This is a genomic window from Amycolatopsis ultiminotia, from assembly GCF_039536925.1.
Taxonomy (GTDB): domain Bacteria; phylum Actinomycetota; class Actinomycetes; order Mycobacteriales; family Pseudonocardiaceae; genus Amycolatopsis; species Amycolatopsis ultiminotia.
Window position 1 is genome coordinate 311,834 of sequence record NZ_BAAAZN010000006.1, and the last position, 19,684, is coordinate 331,517.

Here is a 19,684-nt window from a genome sequence, read left to right on the forward strand (position 1 = left end):
ACCCGGGGTTGGCGAAACGTTGGTGCGGAGTGCTCAGCTCGGCCCGGCTCGCAGCCTCCCGGCGAACAGCGCGTGCTCGGGTGAACCGGGCGCGGCGCGGGCACAGCCATGTTCGAGCACTTCGAGATCGTCCGGGAAGAGTTCCAAGTAGCGCAGCAGATCGCCGGAGCCGCCGACGGTCAGTACCGCGGTGCGCAGCGACACCAGGGCGTGCTCACGCATCATCCGCAGGAACGGCGACTCGGACGTCGGGAAGGATTCCCCGCGCTGCAGGTCCAGTGCGCCGCGAAGCCGTCCGCGCGCCAGGTGGTCGAGCTGTTCGGCCAGATCGCAGCTGACCTCGCCGGCCAGCCGGTAGGGGTGCGACAGCAGCACTCCCGGCCCGAGGGCTCGCCGCAGCTTCGAGAGCTCGGCGCGCAGCGTCACTGCGGCCACCGGAAGATCACCGTAGAGATCCGCGTGCAGGGCGTCGAAGCCCACGCCTTCGGGGCGGAGCGCGAGGATGGTGAGTATCTCGAACTGCCGTGGGGAAAGGCGCAGACGCCTGCCGTTCAGCACCGCACGAGGGTGCCCGAGTGCGCCCACCTCCACCACGCTGCCCGTCGCCCGATCCGCAGGCAGTTCCCGCAATCGTGATTCGACCAGCGCGGCGAGCGTGCGGGCCAGCGCCACCCCGCTGCCCGAACAGTCCCGCCACGGAGCCGACACGTCGAGCGCGCCGGTCACGGTCCCGGTACGCGGATCCCGCACCGGAAAGGCCCAGCACGTCCAGTCGTGCAGGACCTCGTTCGCGTGCTGTGCGGTGAAAACCTCGACCGCGCGGCCGGATCCCAGTGCGAGCGCGACCGCGTTCGTGCCCATCGCGTCCTCGCTCCACAGCGTGCCGTCGACCGCGTTGAGCCGTCGGGCGGCCCTGGCCATCCGACCACCCGCGTGCGCGGCCACCAGCCGGGCGTCCGCTCCGGCGAGCGCGATCAGGAACCCGGTGTCGTCGGCCACCTCGCGCAACGACCGCTCCAGTGCACGACGGCAGTCCGCGAGCGGCGAACCGGCAGCCGAACCGGCGTCCGCGGTTTCCGGCAGCGCTGCAGTGCGGACCCGCCGCCAGCTCGCCCCGATCTCCGGCGGAAGCGACGGATCGGGCTCGCCCATCCCGCTGAAGAAATCGGCCCACAGCGCGGTGAGCGCCCGCCGGCGGGACCGGAGATCGGCACCCCCGGCCTGCTTCGGCAGCCCCATTGCAGCCTCCATATAACGTTGCGTTATATGGCGGCTGTATAACACAACCCCGCGGAGGAACGCAACGCTCTGCACCGGATCACCCCGGACGAAGGGGACACCGGGGTGATCCGGCCACCTCGCGGCGACGAGAAAGCCGAGCCTCCAACGGCGCTGGACGCCGCGGTCAGCCCGTCCGGTGGCCGCTTTCACCGGCCTGCCCGAGTGGTATCCCCTTCACCGGCCAGCCCGAGTGATTCCCTTCACCGGCCGGCCCGCGCGGTACTCGCCTCGCGATCAGCCCGCGCAGCACTCACTTCACCGACCGGCCCGCGCAGTACTCGCCTCACCGGTCAGCCCGCGCAGCACTCACTTCACCGGTCAGCCTGCGCAGCACTCACTTCACCGACCGGCCCGCGCAGTACTCGCCTCACCGGTCAGCCCGCGCAGCACTCGCCTCACCGGCCAGCCCGCGCAGCACTCACTTCACCGGTCAGCCCGCGCAGCACTCACTTCACCGACCGGCCCGCGCAGTACTCGCCTCACCGGCCAGCCCGCGCAGCACTCGCCTCACCGGCCAGCCCGCGCAGCACTCACTTCACCGGTCAGCCCGCGCAGCACTCACTTCACCGACCGGCCCGCGCAGCACTCGCCTCACCGGCCAGCCCGCGCAGCACTCGCCTCACCGGCCAGCCCGCGCAGCACTCACTTCACCGGTCAGCCCGCGCAGCACTCACTTCACCGGTCAGCCCGCGCAGCACTCGCCTCACCGGCCAGCCCGCGCAGCACTCACTTCACCGGTCAGCCCGCGCAGCACTCACTTCACCGGTCAGCCCGCGCAGCACTCACTTCACCGGTCAGCCCGCGCAGCACTCGCCTCAGCGATCACTCTGTGCGGTACTCGCCGTCGTCGGTCTTTGCTGTTTCGATCGGTTCCCGGCCCCAGCTCATCAGGATGCCGAGCTTCTCCGCCGACGGCGAACCCGCGTCGGCGGTGTACGCGGAGAGGAACTGCCCACCGGAATCGGCGATCTGCAGGGTCTCGTAGTTGAGCGCCAGCACCCCCACCGTCGGGTGGAAGATCCGCTTCTTGCCGTGGCCGTGCTTGAAAAGCCGGTAGTCGGCCCAATACCGCGCGAACTCCTCGGACGCCACCGACAGTTCACCGACGAGCTTCTCCAGCGGCCCGTCCGGACGGTGCGGGTTGTGGTTCGCCCGCAGCGCCGCCACAGTGGACGTGGCGACCTCCTCCCAGTCCGGGTACCGCGTCCGCGTGACCGGGTCCAGGAACAGCCACCTCGCGATGTTGCGGTCCGCCGGTGCCATCGCGCCGAAATCCGCGAGCAGGACGGTCGCCGCACGGTTCCACGCGAGTACCTCCATCCGGGGCCCCTGCAGGATCGCCGGAACCGGGTCCATGGCCTCGACCAGGGTGCGCAAACCGAGCCGCGCGCCGGTTTTCGCCGGACGGCTCCTCGGCGCCCGGACCGGCACCGGGTTCACCAGACCACGCAGGTGCTCGCGTTCGAGCGGGTCCAGCCGGAGCGTGTCCTCGATCGCCGTGAGCACCTGGTCGGAGACGTTCCCGATGCGCCCCTGCTCGAGGCGAGCGTAATAGTCGACGCTCACCCCGGCCAGCGTGGCGACCTCCTCCCGACGCAGACCACGACCCCGGCGCGGAATCGGCGAGGGCGGCAGCCCGGCCGACTCCGGATCGATTCGCTCGCGACGCGAACGCAGAAACTGCCCGAGCGGGCCCGCGGATGCCATACCCCCCATTATGGTCCCTCATCTCCGGATTCGCGGTGCCGGGAAGGCACGGTCGGCACCGATCGACCGCGGTCCTGCCCGACGAGCCGCCCGGTCACACCGTCTGGTCGGTCGGCCGGATGACCACCTCGTTGATCGCCACCCGCCGCGGCCCGGTGACGATGTAGGAGAGGACATCGGCGATGTCTTCGGCATGCAGCCGCTCGACCTTGTCGAACATGGCCGCGGAGCCGGCGGCTGCCTCTTCCGACTCGTGGTTCCACAGCTCGGTCGCCACGGCACCCGGTTCGATCACCGAAAACCGGATGCCCCGCGAGGTGTACTCCTGTCGCCAGGCCTCGGTTGCCGCGGTGACCCCGAACTTGGTGGCGTTGTAGACCGCGACCGTCGGCGCCGCCGCGCGCCCCGCGACCGAGCTGATGTTGACCACGTCGGTGACCTTCCGCGAACTGGTGCCGACTGCCTCCAGCAGGTGCGGCAGCGCGGCTTTCGTCACGTGGAGGACACCGCGCAGGTTGATGTCCACCATGCGGTCCCAGTCCGGCGCGGGGGTCTTGACCGAATCCCCGTTGAGCATCACGCCCGCGGCGTTCACCACCGTGTCGAGCCGGCCCAGCTTCCCGACCGCCTGTGCTACCGCACCGAACGCACCCTCGCGAGCATCCAGGTTCGCGGCGATCGCGTGCGCGGCTCCGCCGTTCTTCTCGATGCGCTGCACCAGCTCCTCGAGCCGGTCCGCCCGGCGGGCGACGACGGCGACTGCGGCGCCGTGCTGGGCCAGCTGTTCGGCGACCGCCTGCCCGATCCCGCTCGAAGCACCGGTGACGAGCGCAGCCGTGCCGGCAAGTGATTCAGCCATGATCTTCCTCCGATTTTTCCGCCAGAACTGCGGTGCTGAAAAGAATCCTCAGTCAGGCGGAGGCCGGCCGCAATCACTACGCACGCCTCAGGATTCCTACTACTTCCAGTGGTAGGAACATGCGACCGTGGTTGCCGCGCCACGGGTTCCGACGGCTGCCGAGCACGACCGTCAATGAGCGGTACCGGACGGCGGCGGGACCGGGGACCGCAGGGTCCGGAGCTTGTGCGCGCTGACGCTGCCCGGTGCGGCGTGGAACGAGACCAGGTAGCACTCCGGGTCGGTGGGCAGCAGCATGCTTTCGTGTCGCAGGTCGAGCTCGCCGACCTCGTCGTGATACAGGATTTTCCTGCCGTGCGAAGGGTCTTCGACCTCCTGGCGGGCCCACATCTCGCGGAACACCGCGTTGTGCGAACCGAGCGCTGCCACCAGCGCAGCGACGTGGCGATCCTCCGGCTGCCGCCCGGCGTAGCTGCGCAGGTAGCCGACGTACTCGCAGGCTTTCGCTTCCCAGTCGGTGAAAAGGCTTTGATAACCAGGCGAACAGAACAGGAACCAGCCCCAGTTGCGGCGGCCCTCCGGCACCTGCTGCCAATCCCCGAACAGCGCTACGGCGGTGCGGTTCCAGGTGAGCAGGTCCCCGCGCGGACCGGTGACGTAAGCCGCGCCTTCCATCGACTCCACCAACGTACGCAGCGACTGCAGCCGTTCCTGCTGGTACCCGCGGCAAGGCCGCTGCGGCGCGGACGGTGCGGCACCGGCAAGCGTGCTGAGGTGCGCGTGTTCAGTGGGATTGAGCCGCAGCACCCGCGCCAGCGAATCGACGATCTCCCGGGAGACGTTCCGCGCGCTACCCTGTTCCATCCGGATGTAGTACGCCACGGAAATACCGACGGCGCTGGCGAGTTCCTCGCGGCGCAGTCCGGGCACCCGGCGGAAACCGCCTTGGCCGGACAAACCGAGGTCGGACGGCTGCAGCCGGGCCCGCCGGTTGCGGAGGAAGCTGCCGAGGCCGATGTCGCGCTCGTCCGCGCCGCCCGCCCCGGCGGACGCTTGATCACCCATCAGCTCCACTCCACCATTCCGGCCGCACCGGTCCGACCCCGGATCGTCCGCAGCAGCGGGAAATCCGGAACGGGCACGGTGCGGCCCCGTTCACAGCTGCGCAGTGTCCAGCACGAAACGGTAGCGGACCTCCGCGCGTTCCAGCTTCCCGAACGCCTCGTTGAGCTCCGCCGGCCGGATCTGCTCGATCACCGCCGCGACGCCGTGCTCGGCGGCGAAGTCCAGCATTTCCTGCAGCTCCGGCACGCCACCGCTGGACGACGCCGCATAGGACCGCCGCATCGGGATCAGCGACCAGTTGTCCATCGAGATCGGCTCGTCCGGCGCACCGACGTTGACCAGCGTACCGTCCACCTTCAGCAAATTCAGGTAGGCGTCGAAGCCGATCGCGGACGAGATCGTGCACAGGATGAGATCGAACTGCCCGGCAAGCTGATCGAACGTGGCGGGGTCGTCGGTCGCGTAGTAGTGGTCGGCACCGAGCCGGAGACCGTCCGCCTTCTTGCCCAGCGTCCGCGACAGCACGGTCACCTCGGCACCCAGCGCATGCGCGAACTGCACCGCGACGTGCCCGAGCCCGCCCATGCCGAGCACCGCGACCCTGCTGCCCGGCCCCGCTTTCCAGTGCCGCAGAGGCGAGTAGGTGGTGATCCCGGCACACAGCAACGGCGCCGCGACGTCCAGCCCCAGCGCGTCGGGCACCCGCACCACGAAGTGCTCGTCCACGACGATCGCGGTGGCGTAGCCGCCCTGGTTCGGATTTCCCTCGGGGTCCACCGAGTTGTAGGTGGGCACGACACCGCTGCCGGTGCAGTACACCTCGAGGCCGGACCGGCAGTTCTCGCACTCCCGGCAGGAATCGATGTACGTGCCGACACCCACCCGGTCTCCGGGCGCGAACCTGGTGACCTCGGCACCCACCTCGGTGACCAGACCGGTGATCTCGTGCCCCGGCACCATCGGGTAGACACCGGGTCCCCAGCCGTCCCGGGTCTGGACGACATCGGTATGGCACACACCGCAGTACTTGATCTCGATGTGCACGTCCTGCGGCCCGACAGCACGCCTGCCGATCGTCATCGGCTCCAGCGCCGCGTTGACCGACGGGGCACCGTACGCGGAAACATTCGGCATTTGAGAACTCTTTTCACCTCAGGTCAGGGAAATACAGCCGGACCGCTGCACCGACCACCCTGTCCCGTTCTGCCGAAGCCCGCCAGTACTCAGCAGACCTACCATTCCGATTGGCACCATCGGCAGGCACACCCCAGGCCGATCACCGCGAAAACCGCTCGCAGTGCACCAGCCCCGGCACTCCACTGCGGACAGCCGGGCACCCCACCCATGATCCACAATGGACCAATGCCCCGGGTTCCGCCCGGCCGGACCTTCCCCGAGCTACTGCACTGGCGCGGAAGTGTTTCCCACGCGCACAGTGCTCACCCCATCGTTTCGAACGACGGCGCGCCGCTCCACCGGTGCAGGGCGGCTTCGAGGCCGGTCGCATCCGCGGTGTCGGATGCCCAGGCGACCACCCCGTCCGGGCGTACCAGTATCCCGGCCGGGGTCGCCTCGTCGTCGGGCACGCTGGTCACCCGCCCGGCCCAGGCCGCGGCGAGCCGGGCGAACGCGCCGTCCGCCGTGCGGTCGAGCAGCACGAATCCGCCGCCGCGGGCGTGTTCGGCCAGCCGGGTGCCGTCGCCGAGCCACAGATCGGGCGCGAACCGGCCGATCAACGGGTGGTCACCGGGCAGATCGACGCGTTGCGCGGCTCCGGAGATCTGCTTGACCGCGTAAGTGGTGCCGTCGCGGGTGCCAAGCAGATCGGCGACGAGCCCCCGGAGCGCGGCCGATTTCGGGTCGCCGCGCAGTACGCCGATCTGGGCCCGCGTCCAGTCCAGCACCCAGGCACCGACGGGGCGGCGCTCGGCTTCGTAGGTGTCGAGCAGTCCTTCCGGGGCCCACCCGGCGAGCACCGCACCGAGCTTCCAGCCGAGGTTCGTCGCGTCGCCGACGCCGAGGTTGAGACCTTGGCCGCCGAAAGGCGGGTGTACGTGCGCGGCGTCGCCGGCCAGCAGCACCCGTCCCGAACGGTAGGTCGCGGCCTGGCGGGTGTTGTCGGTCCAGCGGGTCGGGGTGGCGCGCAGCGCGGTCAGCGTGACGTCGACGCCCGAGACCCTGCGCAGGCTGTCCTGCACCTCCTCGAGGGTGACCGGTGCGGAACGATCGGCAGGGGGATCGTCGAACTCGACGGTGGTCACCCGTCCTGGCTGCGGTCCGTAGCGATAGACCCCCTCGGGCGACCACGTCCAGCCTTCCGCGAGCTTCTCCGGGTCGGCGAAGTCGGCGACCGCCTGGTACCCGGTGATCTCCGGATCCGTGCCGGGGAAGTCGATACCGGCGAGCCGGCGCACGGCACTGTGCCCGCCATCGCACCCGACCAGCCATCCGGTGCGCACGGTGCCGGCGGTAGTACCCACGAGGACGCCGTCACCGGTGTCTTCCAGCGCGGTGACCTCCACTCCGCGAAGCACCGGTACGCCGAGTCGTGCGACGTACTCGGCGAGCAGCGCCTCCAGCTCGCGCTGCGGCACCATCCGCGCCCCGTCGGCCACGGTGTGCGCGGCGAGGTCGGGATCGGACCAGTCCACGAGGTCGGCGTCGAGCACCATGCCCGCGAAGTGCCCGGTGAACCGCGGCGCTGTGCGGGAACGGTCGCCGTCCACCCGGCCGAACGAACCCACTCGCTCCACCACCTCCCGCTGCACCGCCTCGGCGGCGGACAGCAGGCCGCGGCGGTCGAGCGCCTCCGCGGTCGGCAGGTTGATCGACTGCGCCTTCATCGCCTCGTCCGGCTCGGCCCGTCGCTCGAGGACCTGCACCGCGGCACCGGAAAGGGCCAGCTCGGCAGCGAGCACGAGACCGACCGGCCCGGCTCCGACAACGGTCACGGCCACGTCCTGGCCCAGATCAATTGACACGAACACCGTTCTATATACGAACGTCGTTCGAGTCAAGGTACAGTGCCGCGGTGAACCCGAGAGAGCGACGTGCGGCGCGCCACCAGCTGCCCGCCCCTGAGGGCGAGCCCCGGCCGAAGCCACGGCGCCGCAAGGCACCGATCACGCCCGAGCAGGTCACCGACACGGCGTTGCGCCTGATCGAGACGGAGGGCTACGAGGCGCTGACCATGCGGCGGCTCGCCGGTGCGCTCGACACCGGACCGGCCTCGCTCTACGCCCACGTGGTCAACAAGGCCGACCTCGACGAGCTGCTCATCGGACGGCTGTGCACCCGGCTGACACTGCCCGAGCCGGACCCCGCGGCGTGGCGGGAACAGCTCACCGGCGTGTGCGCCCAGGTGCGCGACCAGTACCTGAAATACCCGGGAATCTCCCGTGCCGCACTGGCGATGGTGCACACCGACCTGGAAACCGTGCGCGTCAGCGAAGGGATGCTGGCACTCCTGCTCGCCGGTGGGGTCAGCCCGCAGGCCGCCGCATGGGCGGTCGACGCGCTCTTGCTTTACGTGGCTGCGTACTGCCTGGAGATCTCCATCGTGAAGCAGCGCGAGGTGCACAACGAAGCGGACTGGGCCGTCGATCCGGAGGAGCTCCGGCGCCGGCTGGCCGCACTGCCCGCGGAGGACTTCCCGCACACCACGCGCCACACCGCCGAACTCACCGCGGGCAAGGGCCACGACCGGTTCGACTGCACCCTCGCCGCGATGATCGACGGGTTCGCCCGCCGGTGACACGCCTGCTCGCGCTGCGCGGGAACCGCGGACTCAGCGGAGAATCGCCCTCAGCACCCGGGCGTTCCGCTCGGGATCGGGCCTGCCGCCGGTGATCGCCGAGGTGTGCACAAAGGATTCGACGATCCGCACGGTGGTGTAGGCCAGATCGGTCACGTCGAGGTCGATGGTGACCCGCCGGTGCTCGATGTCCGCGGACAGCAGTTCCGCGACCCGCTCGATCATCCGGCTCTGGAATTCGCTCGCGTCGTGGGTGAGCAGCCGCGCCAGCATCTCGCCTTCCTCGGCCTGCAGCTGGCGGATGCCCGGATTGTCCAGTACGCCGACCACCCAGCGGCTCAGCACCTCGGCGGTGTGACTGCACGCCGGCCGGTCCGCCTCGACCTGGGTGGCCAACCGCGACAGCGCACGATCGGCGTTGCGCCACAACACTTCCACCAGCAGCCGCTCACGGGTGCCGATCCAGCGGTGCAGGGTCACCCTGCTGACGCCGAGTTCACCGGCCAGCGCCTGGATGTCGAGCTTGCGCCCGGCCTTGAACCATTTGTCGGCGGTGGCGAGCGCGTCGAGCGGGGTCGGCCGCGCCGCGGTCCGCGTGCCGCCGAGCTCGCGCTCCAAGGGAGTCTGCGCCACCGGTTCCTCCTCGCTGCCGTACCCGGCCGAAGGTGACCGTTCGCCGGACTCACCCGCGAGCCGACTTTACAGGAAGCCGCTCGTGCACGAGTATGCAACACATCTTATTCTGTGTAACGGAGGTTGACATGCAGCGAAGCATGTTGCGCAAGCTCGTCACGCTCACCGGGGTCAGCGCACTGGGCCTGGCGCTCGCGGCGCCGGCGGTGGCCGCGACGGCACCGGCTCCCCCGCCCGCCCCGTCACCGTTCCCCGTCATCGCACCCGGGACGACGTTGCCGCTGCCGGCACCGGACATCCCGGACGAGAAGTTCGCACCGGTCGATCGTCCCGGTCCCGCCCTCGACGTCCCGCAGCCGACCCTCGACGCCGCGGTTTCCTGCACCGCGAACGCCGCGAACTCCGGCCGCGAAGCCGTGCTGTTCGTCCCCGGCACCACGCTCACCCCGCAGGAGGACTACGGCTTCACCTGGTTCCCCGCGATGGACAAGCTCGGCAGGCCCTACTGCTCGGTCACCCTCCCGAACAACGCGATGACCGACACCCAGACCTCGGCCGAATACGTGGTCAACGCGATCCGGCGGGTGCACGAGAGCACCGGCAAGAAGGTCGACGTGGTCGGGCACAGCCAGGGCGGCACCGAACCCCGCTTCGCCCTGCGGTTCTGGCCCGACCTCCGGCCGATGGTGGACGACTACGTCGCACTCGCCGCGACCAACCACGGCAGCTTCGTGATCGGCGCAGCGCTGTGCAACCCGGCCATCGGCTGCTCGGAATCGCTCTGGCAGCAGACCGCGAACTCGCACTACACCCAGGCGATCAACTCGCGCCAGGAGACCTTCCCCGGGATTTCCTACACCCAGATCTACACCAGGACCGACGAGTTCGTGCAGCCCAACCTGGACGACTCGGGCACTACCGCACTGCACGGGGGCGGCGGGGACATCACCAACGTCGCACTGCAGGACGTGTGCCCGCTCGACGTCGCGTCCGAACACCTCGCCGTGGGCACCTACGACCCGGTCGCCTACGCACTCACCATGGACGCGCTGGACCACACCGGCCCGGCACAGCCGAACCGGGTCGACCGGGCCGCCTGCAGCCGGTTGTTCATGCCGGGCGTCGATCCGCTGCAGTTCCCCACCCACTACGCCGCACTGGCGACCACGATCGCGGGCCAGCTCGCACTGGCCCCGAAGACCGCGGCCGAACCGGAGTTGCGCCCGTACACGATGGCAGGCTGATCCGGGCGCGGCCGAGGCGCTTCGAGGGACTGCTCTCGCCAGACCGTGCGCGGATCAACCGGGCAGGTATCCACTGTCGAAATAGGAGTGTTTGCCCGTTGCGCATGCCGGTATCGGAGGGAGCAGTCCCCGCTCGAGAGGGCCGGTCGAAGTCGGAAGCCCGCGAACCGGCAGCAGCGCGGTGCGGCCGGATGGTCGGCGCGCTGCTGCGCCGGACCGGGCTCAGTGCGCGGACACGAGCTGCACGGACTCGCGGACGACGAGTTCCGGCTGCAGGACGAGCCGCTGGTGGACGTGGTCGGCGGCCCGGTCGCCGGTTTCCTCGATCAGCATTTCGGCGGCCAGCCGGCCCATCTGCTCGGCGGGCTGGCGGACCGAGGTGAGCGGGACCGCCGCGGCGCCGGCGAATTCGATGTCGTCGTACCCGACCAGCGAAAGGTCGTGCGGTACGCGCAGACCGGCGGCGTACACCGCCTGCAGCACGCCGAGCGCGAGCAGATCGTTCGCGCAGAACACCGCGCTCGGCGGCCGCGAAAGCGCGAGCAGCCGGGCACCGGCCTGCCGGCCTGCCGCCACGTCCAGCCGGTCCGCCTCGATGTGGGTGAGGGTGTCCTCGGCGAGACCGTGCCCGGCCAGTGCGGAGAGCGCGCCGGTCCGCCGATCGCGGCACTGCGCGAGGTGCATCGGACCGCTCACGTAGGTCACGCTCCGGTGCCCCGCTTCGAGCAGGTGGGCCACCGCGAGCCGCGCCCCGGCAACGTCGTCCACCGAAACCGAGCAGCACTCCGACGCCGGTGCCACCCGGTCGACGAAGACGAACGGGATCGAGCGCCTGCGGAAATCCACGAGGTTCGTGCCGTGTGCGTCGGCGGGGGTCACCAGCACGCCGCGCACCCGCTGTTCGGCGAACAGTGAAAGGTATTCGGACTCCTGCACCGGGTCCTCGGCGCTGTTGCACAGCATCACGCCCAGCCCCGCCGCACGGGACGCACCCTCCGCACCGCGCGCCACCTGGACGAAGAACGGGTTGCCGAGGTCGAGCACGAGCATCGCGACGATCCGGCTGCGCCCGACCCGCAGCTGCCGGGCCGACTCGCTGCGGACGAAGCCCAGCAGTTCGATCGCCGCCTGCACCTTGCTCCGGGTTTCCTCGGACACCAGGTCGGGCCGGTTGATCACATTCGATACCGTGCCGACCGAGACCCCGGCTTGTCGTGCCACGTCCTTGATCCCCGCCAAACGTGCCAAGGTGCCTCCTCTGCCGGCCGCACGGTCCCGAGACGACACGGGCCCACCGCCGTCCATCGTACGGCGAGCCCTGAACGGCTTCAGAAGCCCCGGTACAGGCCGGTACCTGCAGCTTCACCGAGTCCGCTGCCGGGAACAATGAAACGATTTCGCACCGCGGCCGGCCACGGCAGCGGGGGTACCTGACCTCGCCACCGCTGCGAACGCCGGCGGCGAACGCACCCCTCCTTCACGCGGACGCAATCGCCAGCCGTGCCTCCGCGGCCGCCCAGTCGCCGTCCCGTGGCAGGTAGCGGCGCAGTGGCTGGGTCCGCCGCACCAGGTCCCGCATCGCCGCGAGGTCCGGCAGATCCGCGCCGAGCGCACGAGCCTGCACCAGTACGTTGCCCAGCGCCGCGGCCTCCACCGGACCGGCCAGCACCGGCACCTCGCAGGCGTCCGCGGTCAGCTGGCACAGCAGCGCGTTGCGCGCCCCACCGCCGACCACGTGCACCACGTCCACCGTGCGGCCGGTCAGCCGAGCGGCCAGCCGCACGGTGCGCCGGTGGGCCAGCGCAAGACTGTCCACAATGCACCGCACGAGTTCACCGCGCGTCCGCGGCGGACGCTGTCCGGTGTCCCGGCAGGCGGCGGCGATCCGCTCCGGCATGTCACCGGGTGGCAGGAACGCGGGCGCGTCGAGGTCCACCACGGCACCGAGCGCCGGTGCGGCCTCGGCCTCGGCCAGCACCTCGGCCAGCTCCGGCTGCTCGCCGCGGGCGGCCAGGGTGCGCAGGGTCTCGGTCAGCACCCACAGTCCCATCACGTTGCGCAGGAACCGGATCGTGCCGTCCACACCGCCCTCGTTGGTGAAGTTCGCGGCCAGCGCGGCGTCGCCGAGCTCCGGTTCGGTCAGCTCCACCCCGGCCAGTGACCAGGTGCCCGACGAGATGTAGGCGAAGTTCGTGCCCGGCTCCGCAGGCACTGCGGCGACGGCGGACGCGGTGTCGTGCGAGCCGACCGCGACCACCGGCAGCGACGGCATCGCCAGCTCCTCGGCCGTGTCCGGCAGCAAGGTGCCGATCCGTTCCCCCGCGTCCCGCAGTGGCGGCAACAACCGCGCGGGGATGCCGACACGCTCGGCGAGTGCCTTCGCCCAGTCGCGTGCCCGCGGGTCGTAGAGCTGCGTCGTGGAGGCGTTGGTCCGCTCCGCACCCACCTCGCCGGTCAGCCAGTACGCCAGCAGATCGGGGATCAGCAGCAGGGTTTCCGCGGAGGCCAGCCGCTGTTCCTCCGCAAGCAGCTGGTAAAGCGTGTTGAACGGCAGCCGCTGGAGCCCGGTGACCTCGAACAGCTCGCGGTCGGAGACCGTGCGGGCCACCCGTGCGGGCAACCCGTCGGTGCGGGTGTCCCGGTAGTGCACCGGGTTGCCGAGCAACCGGCCCCGCGCGTCCAGCAGGCCGTAATCGACCGCCCACGAGTCGATCCCGATACCGGCCAGCGCACCGCCCTCGTGCGCGCGCCGGATGCCGGTCAGCAGCTCTCGGTGAATACCGAGCACGTCCCAGTAGAGCGTGCCGCCCGCCCGCACACCGCCGTTGGGGAAGCGCAGCACCTCTTCGAGGCTCAGCCTGCCGTCGCCGACCGAGCCCGCCATCACGCGTCCACTGGACGCACCGAGATCGACGGCGGCCAGCCGGATCACCGCCGCACCACCGTCGGCTCGGGCACCAGCAGGTCTGCCGGCTCGGCCGCCACCAGGCCGAGCCGGTTCCTTCGCTCGGTGATCGGCGGCGTTGCGGTCATGGTGCCTTCTCCGTTCTCAACGCAGGAACGCCGCCGCGACACCGGCGTCCACCGGCACGTGCAGCCCGGTGGTGTGCGTCAAGTCGCCGCCGGTCAGCGCGAACACCGCCGCGGCGACGTGCTCCGGCAGCACCTCGCGCTTGAGGATCGTGCGCTGGGCGTAGAACTCGCCGAGTTCCTCCTCCGCCACGCCGTACACGGCCGCACGCTGCGCTCCCCAACCACCGGCGAAGATGCCCGACCCCCGCACCACACCGTCCGGATTCACCCCGTTGACGCGAATGGCGTGCTCGCCGAGTTCGGCCGCGAGCAACCGCACCTGGTGGGCCTGGTCCGCTTTCGCCGCACCGTATGCGACATTGTTGGGGCCGGCGAACACCGAGTTCTTCGAAGCGATGTAGACGATGTCGCCGCCGAGGTGCTGGGCGATCATCGCGTTGGCCGCTGCTTGCGACACCAGGAACGAACCCTTGGCCATCACGTCGTGCTGCAGGTCCCAGTCGCGGCCGGTGGTTTCCAGCAGGGACTTGGAAATCGACAGACCGGCGTTGTTCACGACGAGGTCGACGCCGCCGAACGCGAGTGCCGTGGCGGCCACCGCGTCGGCCACCGCGTCGGCGTCGGTGACATCCGCAGGCACCGCGATCGCACGGTCCGGTCCGCCGATCGAGGTGGCGACCTCGTCCGCCGCCTCGGCGTTGAGGTCCGCGACCGCCACACAGGCGCCCTCGGCCGCCAGCCGTTCGGCGATCGCCCGCCCGATGCCCGAGCCGGCACCGGTGACCAGCGCGATCCGGCCGGCCAGCGGCTTCGCCTTCGGCAGCCGCTTGAGCTTGGCCTCTTCCAGTGCCCAATACTCGATCCGGAACTTCTCGCTTTCCGGAATCGGCGCGTACGTCGAGACAGCTTCCGCGCCACGCATCACGTTGATCGCGTTGACGTAGAACTCGCCTGCGACGCGCGCGGTCTGCTTGTCCTTGCCGAAGGAGAACATGCCGACCCCGGGCACCAGCACGATGGCCGGGTCGGCACCGCGCATCGCCGGTGAATCCGCCGTCGCGTGCCGGTCGTAGTAGCCGCGGTAGGATTCGCGGTACTCGGCGTGCAGCTCTTTCAGCCGCGCGATGACACCGGCCAGCGGCGCGGTCGCCGGAACGTCCACCACGAGCGGACGGATCTTGGTGCGCAGGAAGTGGTCCGGGCACGAGGTGCCGAGCTCCGCGAGCGGGGCCAGCTTCTCCCTGGCGAGGAAATCCAGTACCGCATCGCTGTCGGTGAAGTGGCCGACCTGCCGCTGGTCGGTCGAGGCGAGTCCGCGGATCACCGGGGCCAGCGCGGCGGCCCGCGCGCGGCGGTCCACTTCGGACAGCGGCTCGAATCCGGCGCGGACCGCGCCGAACGGTTCCGGTTTCCCGCGCTCGGCGAGGAACTTCTCCGCGGTGCGGATGATTTCCAGCGAGTTCTGCTCACATTCGCTCGAGGTGTCGCCCCATGCGGTGATGCCGTGCCCGCCGAGGATCACGCCGATCGCCTGCGGCTCGGCCTTCTTGATCGCGGCAATGTCCAGCCCGAGCTGGAAACCCGGCCGTCGCCAGTCCACCCACGCCACCCGGTCGCCGAAGCACTCCCTGGTCAGCGCGGGACCGTCCGCCGCGGTGGCCAGCGCGATACCGGAGTCCGGGTGCAGGTGGTCGACGTGCGTCGCGTCGACCAGCCCGTGCATCGCGGTGTCGATCGAAGGCGCTGCCCCGCCCCGCCCGTGCAGGCAGTAGTCGAACGCGGCGACCATCTCGTCCTCGCGTGCGACGCCGGGGTAGACCTCGGTGAGCGCGCGCAGCCGGTCGAGCCGCAGCACGGCCAGCCCGGCCTCGGTGAGCGTGCCGAGGTCGCCGCCGGATCCCTTGACCCACAGCAGTTCCGTCGGCTTCGCGGTAACCGGGTCGAGTACCTCGCCCTTCGCGGAGGTGTTGCCGCCGGCGTAGTTGGTGTTGCGCGGGTCGGCGCCGAGTGCGTTGCTGCGGGCGATCAGGTCCCCGGGCACGGTCATGCTCACGCTCCCCATCCGGCCTGCTGCCCGTCGATGCGTTCGGTCTCGATCCGTTCCTGGTAACCGCTGCGCCGGTACGCCGCGATCGGATCCGGGTCCAGCCCGGCGTCCTCCCGCACCTCGGCCAGCAGCGGCCGCACGTCGGTGTTGTAGGCATCCATCAGCACCGCGTTCGCCCCCAGCACGTCCCCCGCCTGCTGCGCCGACCGCAGCGCGTCCCGATCCACCAGCAACGCCTTGGCCGTGGCCTCCTGCACATTCATCACCGACCGGATGATCGCCGGAATCTTCATCTCGATGTTGTGACACTGATCCAGCATGAACCGAATGCCGTACGCCGGATCCAGCGCACCACCCCGCACGATCTCGTACATGATCCGGAACAACTGGAACGGATCGGCCGCACCCGCCATCAAATCGTCATCGGCGTAAAATCGGGAATTGAAGTCGAACGCGCCCAGTTTCCCGGCCCGCAGCAGGAACGCCACGATGAATTCGATGTTCGTGCCCGGCGCATGGTGCCCGGTGTCGATACACACCGTCGCCTGCTCCCCCAGCTCCACGCAATGCGCGAACGAAGTGCCCCAGTCCGGCACGTCCGTGGCGTAGAACGCCGGTTCGAACAGCTTGTACTCCAACAGCATCCGCTGTCCGTCACCCAGTCCGTCGTAGGCCTCGCGCAACGCCGCCGCCAGCCGGTCCTGCCGGTCGCGCAGATCGTCCTGACCGGGATAGTTGATCCCGTCGGAAAACCACAGCTTCAGATCCCGCGAACCCGTGACCTGCATGATGCCGATCGCCTCGAGCAGATGATCGACTGCCTTCCGGCGCACCCCGGCGTCCGGATTCGTCACCGAACCGAGCTTGTAATCCTCGTCCTGGAACACATTCGTGTTGATCGCACCGATCTCCACCCCGAGATCCCCGGCGTAGCTACGCAACGCCCGGAAATCCGGCACCCGATCCCACGGGATGTGCAACGCCACGCTCGGCGCGACCCCGGTGAACCGGTGCACCGTCGCCGCGTCCGCGATCTTCTCCTCCGCGGTACGCGGCACCCCCCGCTGCGGAAACACCTTGAACCGGGTACCCGAGTTCGCGAACGCCCACGACGGCGTCTCGATCCGCTGCTCCCGCAGAGCAGATTTCACGGTCGCCACATCGGCCACGTCAACCACGTCTTCCTTCGTCCGGCGCGGCTGCCCCGGCTCGCGCCGGCGCAGCCCGCACCACTCGCCAACCCAGCAGATTTGAAAGGTTTCATATATTGGCTAGCCGACTGTACCCATTGGGGCTATCCTCGGTCAATCAGCGATCTCGGTGCCCATGTGAAACGATTTGACTCCAGGCGGCCGACCGGAAAGGTCCGAAAGTCATGCGGATGCGCAGGATGTTCGCTCTCGTCACGGCCGCGGCGGCGGCGCTCAGCATGGCTGCCACGACACCCACCGCACCGGGGGCACCGCACCGGACCGCAGCCGATCCGCCGTGGGCCAAATACGTCGTCGCCCCGTCCGGCAACCAGGTGAAACCGGCCAAGGTGATCGGCACGACCGGCTCGGTGGACAACCCCGACGGCGCGCTCGGCTCCGGCGTGGCGACGCTCTCCCGTCCGCAACCGGCGGCGAAGCCGTCCTGGCCGGAGGGCAGCACGGCGGACGCGTCGTCGGTGCACCCGCCGACCGACGACAACGGGCAGCAGCGCACTTACGAACCCGGCAACGCACTCGACGGCGATACCGGCACCTTCTGGAACGACGATTCGATCGGCGCCTACCCGGATTCGCTGACCCTCACCTCGCCGGCCGCTGTGGACCTGCCCGGCATCACCGTGCTGTCCAACAGCGACGGCGTGCCACAGGACTTCACGGTGGAGACCTGGGACGGCAGTGCCTGGCGCCCGGCAGGCAGCGTTGCCGGCAACACCGGCCGGCACGTCCAGGTGCCGTTCACCGCACCGGTGAGCACCACCCAGGTCCGGATCACGGTGACCAAGGACCAGCCGACCGCACCGGGCGAGTTCACCAGGATCAACGAGGTGTGGCCCGGCCTGGTCCCGGACGACGCACCGCCCAGCATCACCGTCGACTTCGGCAAGAACATCGTCGGCTACCCGCAGGTGGACTTCCAGGACGCGTCCGCCGAACACCCCGGAGTGCGGCTGGCGTTCTCCGAAACCACGCAGTACCTCGGCGACGTCTCCGACTTCACCCGCTCCGACAACGGCGACACCATCACGCCGGGCACCGACCAGCACGCCGTACCGGCGGGCGTCTCGACCTGGACCGATCACCACGGCTGTGCCGAGGACACCAAAGTCTGCGCCGACGGCCTGCACGGCTTCCGCTATCTCAGGATCAGCCTCGACGCGCTGCCGGACGACGCCCCGGCTGCCTCCCCCTACGGCTGGGTGAAGCTGAGCGGTATTTCGCTGCAGTTCACCGGATACCTCGGCACCCCGGACACCTACCGCGGCTGGTTCGACTCGTCCGATGAACAGCTGAACCAATACTGGTACAACGCCTCGTACACGAACGAAATGGGCACCGACACCTTCCGGCCGGACGACGTCGACCCGCGGAACGCGGATTCGCCCACGCTGGACGGCAAACTCGTCCTCCAGGACGGCGCGAAACGCGACCGCGATCCCTACGTCGGCGACGTCGCGGTCTCCGGCCTGACCACCTACCTCACCCATGACACGGCCGTGGCAGCCAAGAACGTGCTCGCCGATCTCGCCGAGCACCAACGTGCGGACGGCTGGATTCCGCCGGCCTCGATCTCGAACTACTCGCTCCAGCTCTTCGACTACCCGATGTACTGGGTGAAGGCCAGCTGGGACTACGTGCTCTACACCGGCGACCTGGACTACGCGCAGCAGTACTACGCGAACCTGGGCAAGGTGCTGAACGACTGGCTGCCCTCGGTGACCGACGAGAACGGGTTGCTGCAGAAAGGCCTGAACGGCACCGAGGACTACGGCGACTACGCATTCCTCGGCCGCACCGGCGAAGTGACGTACTACAACGCGCTGTACGTGCTCGCACTGCGCAATGCCGCCGGTATCGCCAACGCACTCGGCCACGCCGACGACGCGGACACCTGGAACCAGCGCGCGGACACCGTGGCGGGTGCGGTCAACGCCCATCTGTGGGACGACAGCGCGGGCGCCTATCTCGATTCGGGCACGGGCGAAGTCCGGCACGGACAGGACGGCAACGGTTACGCGATCCTGGCCGGTATCGCCTCGGCCGATCAGCAGACGCGTTCACTGGACTACCTGAGCGCGCACACCACGACGCCTTACGGCAACGCGTTCATGGACAACGACACGCTGGTCCCGGACGGGAGCAAGCGGGTCTACGCGTTCACCTCCTACCCGGAGATCTCGGCCAGGTTCCGTTCCGGCAACACCGATTCGGCGATCGAGGAGATCAACCGGCTCTACGGCTGGATGGCCACACACGATCCCGGCGGCACCGACTGGGAAGGCATCGGCCCGGACGGATCGATGTACGAGGACGGCTTCACCTCCGCGGCGCACGGCTGGTCGACCGGCGTGGTACCCGCGCTGACCAACGATCTGCTCGGCGCCACGCCGACCGGTCCGGGCTTCTCGACCTGGTCGGTGGTTCCGCACCCGGGCAAGCTCGCCTGGGCACAGGGCCGGGTACCCACTCCGCACGGCGCACTGGACGTGAGCTGGAAGGCCTCGGCAAACGACTTCTCGATGACCGTCACCGGCCCCGCGGACACCACCGGACAGGTCTCGATACCGGTCCCCGGCGACAACGCAACCCTGTCGGTGGACGGGAACCCCGTCGAGGTCGAGGTACAGAACGGATACCTGACAGTCCCGTCGGATCCCGGTGCGCACACCTACACCGCCACCTTCTGACGGCGAGTCCGTCTTTTCGAACCGAGCCGCACGCTGTCCGCAGAACCGAGCCCACGGCACCTTCAGGCCGGGTCCGCACTTCCGCACGCCAAGCGGACCCGGCCTGCTGGAGCCAACCCCAGCTCCCGGACGACACTCGCCGACCCGCGGCGCGGGCCGGTAC

The 19,684-nt window shown here is 69.8% G+C and carries 14 protein-coding genes; 3 read left to right on the forward strand and 11 right to left on the reverse strand.

From position 1 onward, the window contains the following. Positions 1-33 precede the first annotated feature (33 nt). The 6 genes from ABD793_RS16705 to ABD793_RS16730 all read right to left on the reverse strand — a co-directional run bounded on the left by ABD793_RS16705 (position 34) and on the right by ABD793_RS16730 (position 7,893). A complete protein-coding gene (locus ABD793_RS16705; RefSeq protein WP_344860807.1) occupies positions 34-1,239 on the reverse strand; it encodes a hypothetical protein in 1,206 nt (401 codons plus the stop codon). Between the two features lie 864 nt (positions 1,240-2,103). Beyond that, positions 2,104-2,988 carry a helix-turn-helix transcriptional regulator gene (locus tag ABD793_RS16710; RefSeq protein WP_344860809.1) on the reverse strand — a complete coding sequence of 295 codons (885 nt, stop codon included), beginning with the start codon at positions 2,986-2,988 and terminating at the stop codon, positions 2,104-2,106. 94 nt (positions 2,989-3,082) lie between these two features. Continuing rightward, a complete protein-coding gene (locus ABD793_RS16715; protein ID WP_344860812.1) occupies positions 3,083-3,847 on the reverse strand; it encodes an SDR family NAD(P)-dependent oxidoreductase in 765 nt (254 codons plus the stop codon). 171 nt (positions 3,848-4,018) lie between these two features. Beyond that, positions 4,019-4,912 (reverse strand): helix-turn-helix transcriptional regulator, encoded by an 894-nt coding sequence (locus tag ABD793_RS16720; protein WP_344860814.1) that lies wholly within the window; start codon positions 4,910-4,912, stop codon positions 4,019-4,021. 90 nt (positions 4,913-5,002) lie between these two features. Next, positions 5,003-6,046, reverse strand: coding sequence for an NAD(P)-dependent alcohol dehydrogenase (locus ABD793_RS16725; protein ID WP_344860817.1), 1,044 nt, complete (start codon positions 6,044-6,046; stop codon positions 5,003-5,005). Positions 6,047-6,351: 305 nt separating this feature from the next. Further along, a complete protein-coding gene (locus tag ABD793_RS16730) occupies positions 6,352-7,893 on the reverse strand; it encodes an FAD-dependent oxidoreductase (RefSeq protein WP_344860819.1) in 1,542 nt (513 codons plus the stop codon). 50 nt (positions 7,894-7,943) lie between these two features. Here ABD793_RS16730 and ABD793_RS16735 point away from each other — a divergent pair, with 50 nt between their 5' ends. Next, positions 7,944-8,666 (forward strand): TetR/AcrR family transcriptional regulator, encoded by a 723-nt coding sequence (locus ABD793_RS16735; protein ID WP_344860821.1) that lies wholly within the window; start codon positions 7,944-7,946, stop codon positions 8,664-8,666. Between the two features lie 33 nt (positions 8,667-8,699). Here the strand turns inward: ABD793_RS16735 and ABD793_RS16740 are convergent, their stop codons facing one another. Further along, a complete protein-coding gene (locus ABD793_RS16740) occupies positions 8,700-9,299 on the reverse strand; it encodes a QsdR family transcriptional regulator (protein ID WP_344860824.1) in 600 nt (199 codons plus the stop codon). A gap of 128 nt (positions 9,300-9,427) precedes the next feature. Between ABD793_RS16740 and ABD793_RS16745 the strand changes: the two genes are divergently transcribed. Further along, positions 9,428-10,543: an esterase/lipase family protein gene (locus tag ABD793_RS16745; RefSeq protein WP_344860827.1), complete on the forward strand. Its 1,116-nt coding sequence runs from the start codon at positions 9,428-9,430 to the stop codon at positions 10,541-10,543. A 222-nt stretch (positions 10,544-10,765) separates the two neighbouring features. Here the strand turns inward: ABD793_RS16745 and ABD793_RS16750 are convergent, their stop codons facing one another. The 4 genes from ABD793_RS16750 to rhaI form a co-directional block, all read right to left on the reverse strand. Next, entirely contained in the window at positions 10,766-11,782 is a 1,017-nt protein-coding gene (locus ABD793_RS16750) for a LacI family DNA-binding transcriptional regulator (RefSeq protein WP_344861054.1), read from the reverse strand. A gap of 238 nt (positions 11,783-12,020) precedes the next feature. Beyond that, the gene (locus ABD793_RS16755; RefSeq protein ID WP_344861055.1) at positions 12,021-13,466 is read right to left on the reverse strand and encodes a rhamnulokinase; all 1,446 of its coding nucleotides are present in this window, start codon (positions 13,464-13,466) and stop codon (positions 12,021-12,023) included. Between the two features lie 126 nt (positions 13,467-13,592). After that, positions 13,593-15,623 (reverse strand): bifunctional aldolase/short-chain dehydrogenase, encoded by a 2,031-nt coding sequence (locus ABD793_RS16760; RefSeq protein WP_344860829.1) that lies wholly within the window; start codon positions 15,621-15,623, stop codon positions 13,593-13,595. Positions 15,624-15,625: 2 nt separating this feature from the next. Further along, positions 15,626-16,774 (reverse strand): L-rhamnose isomerase, encoded by a 1,149-nt coding sequence (gene rhaI / locus ABD793_RS16765; protein WP_425548710.1) that lies wholly within the window; start codon positions 16,772-16,774, stop codon positions 15,626-15,628. Positions 16,775-17,004: 230 nt separating this feature from the next. Between rhaI and ABD793_RS16770 the strand changes: the two genes are divergently transcribed. Further along, positions 17,005-19,521 (forward strand): alpha-L-rhamnosidase-related protein, encoded by a 2,517-nt coding sequence (locus ABD793_RS16770; protein ID WP_344860833.1) that lies wholly within the window; start codon positions 17,005-17,007, stop codon positions 19,519-19,521. Positions 19,522-19,684: the final 163 nt, after the last annotated feature.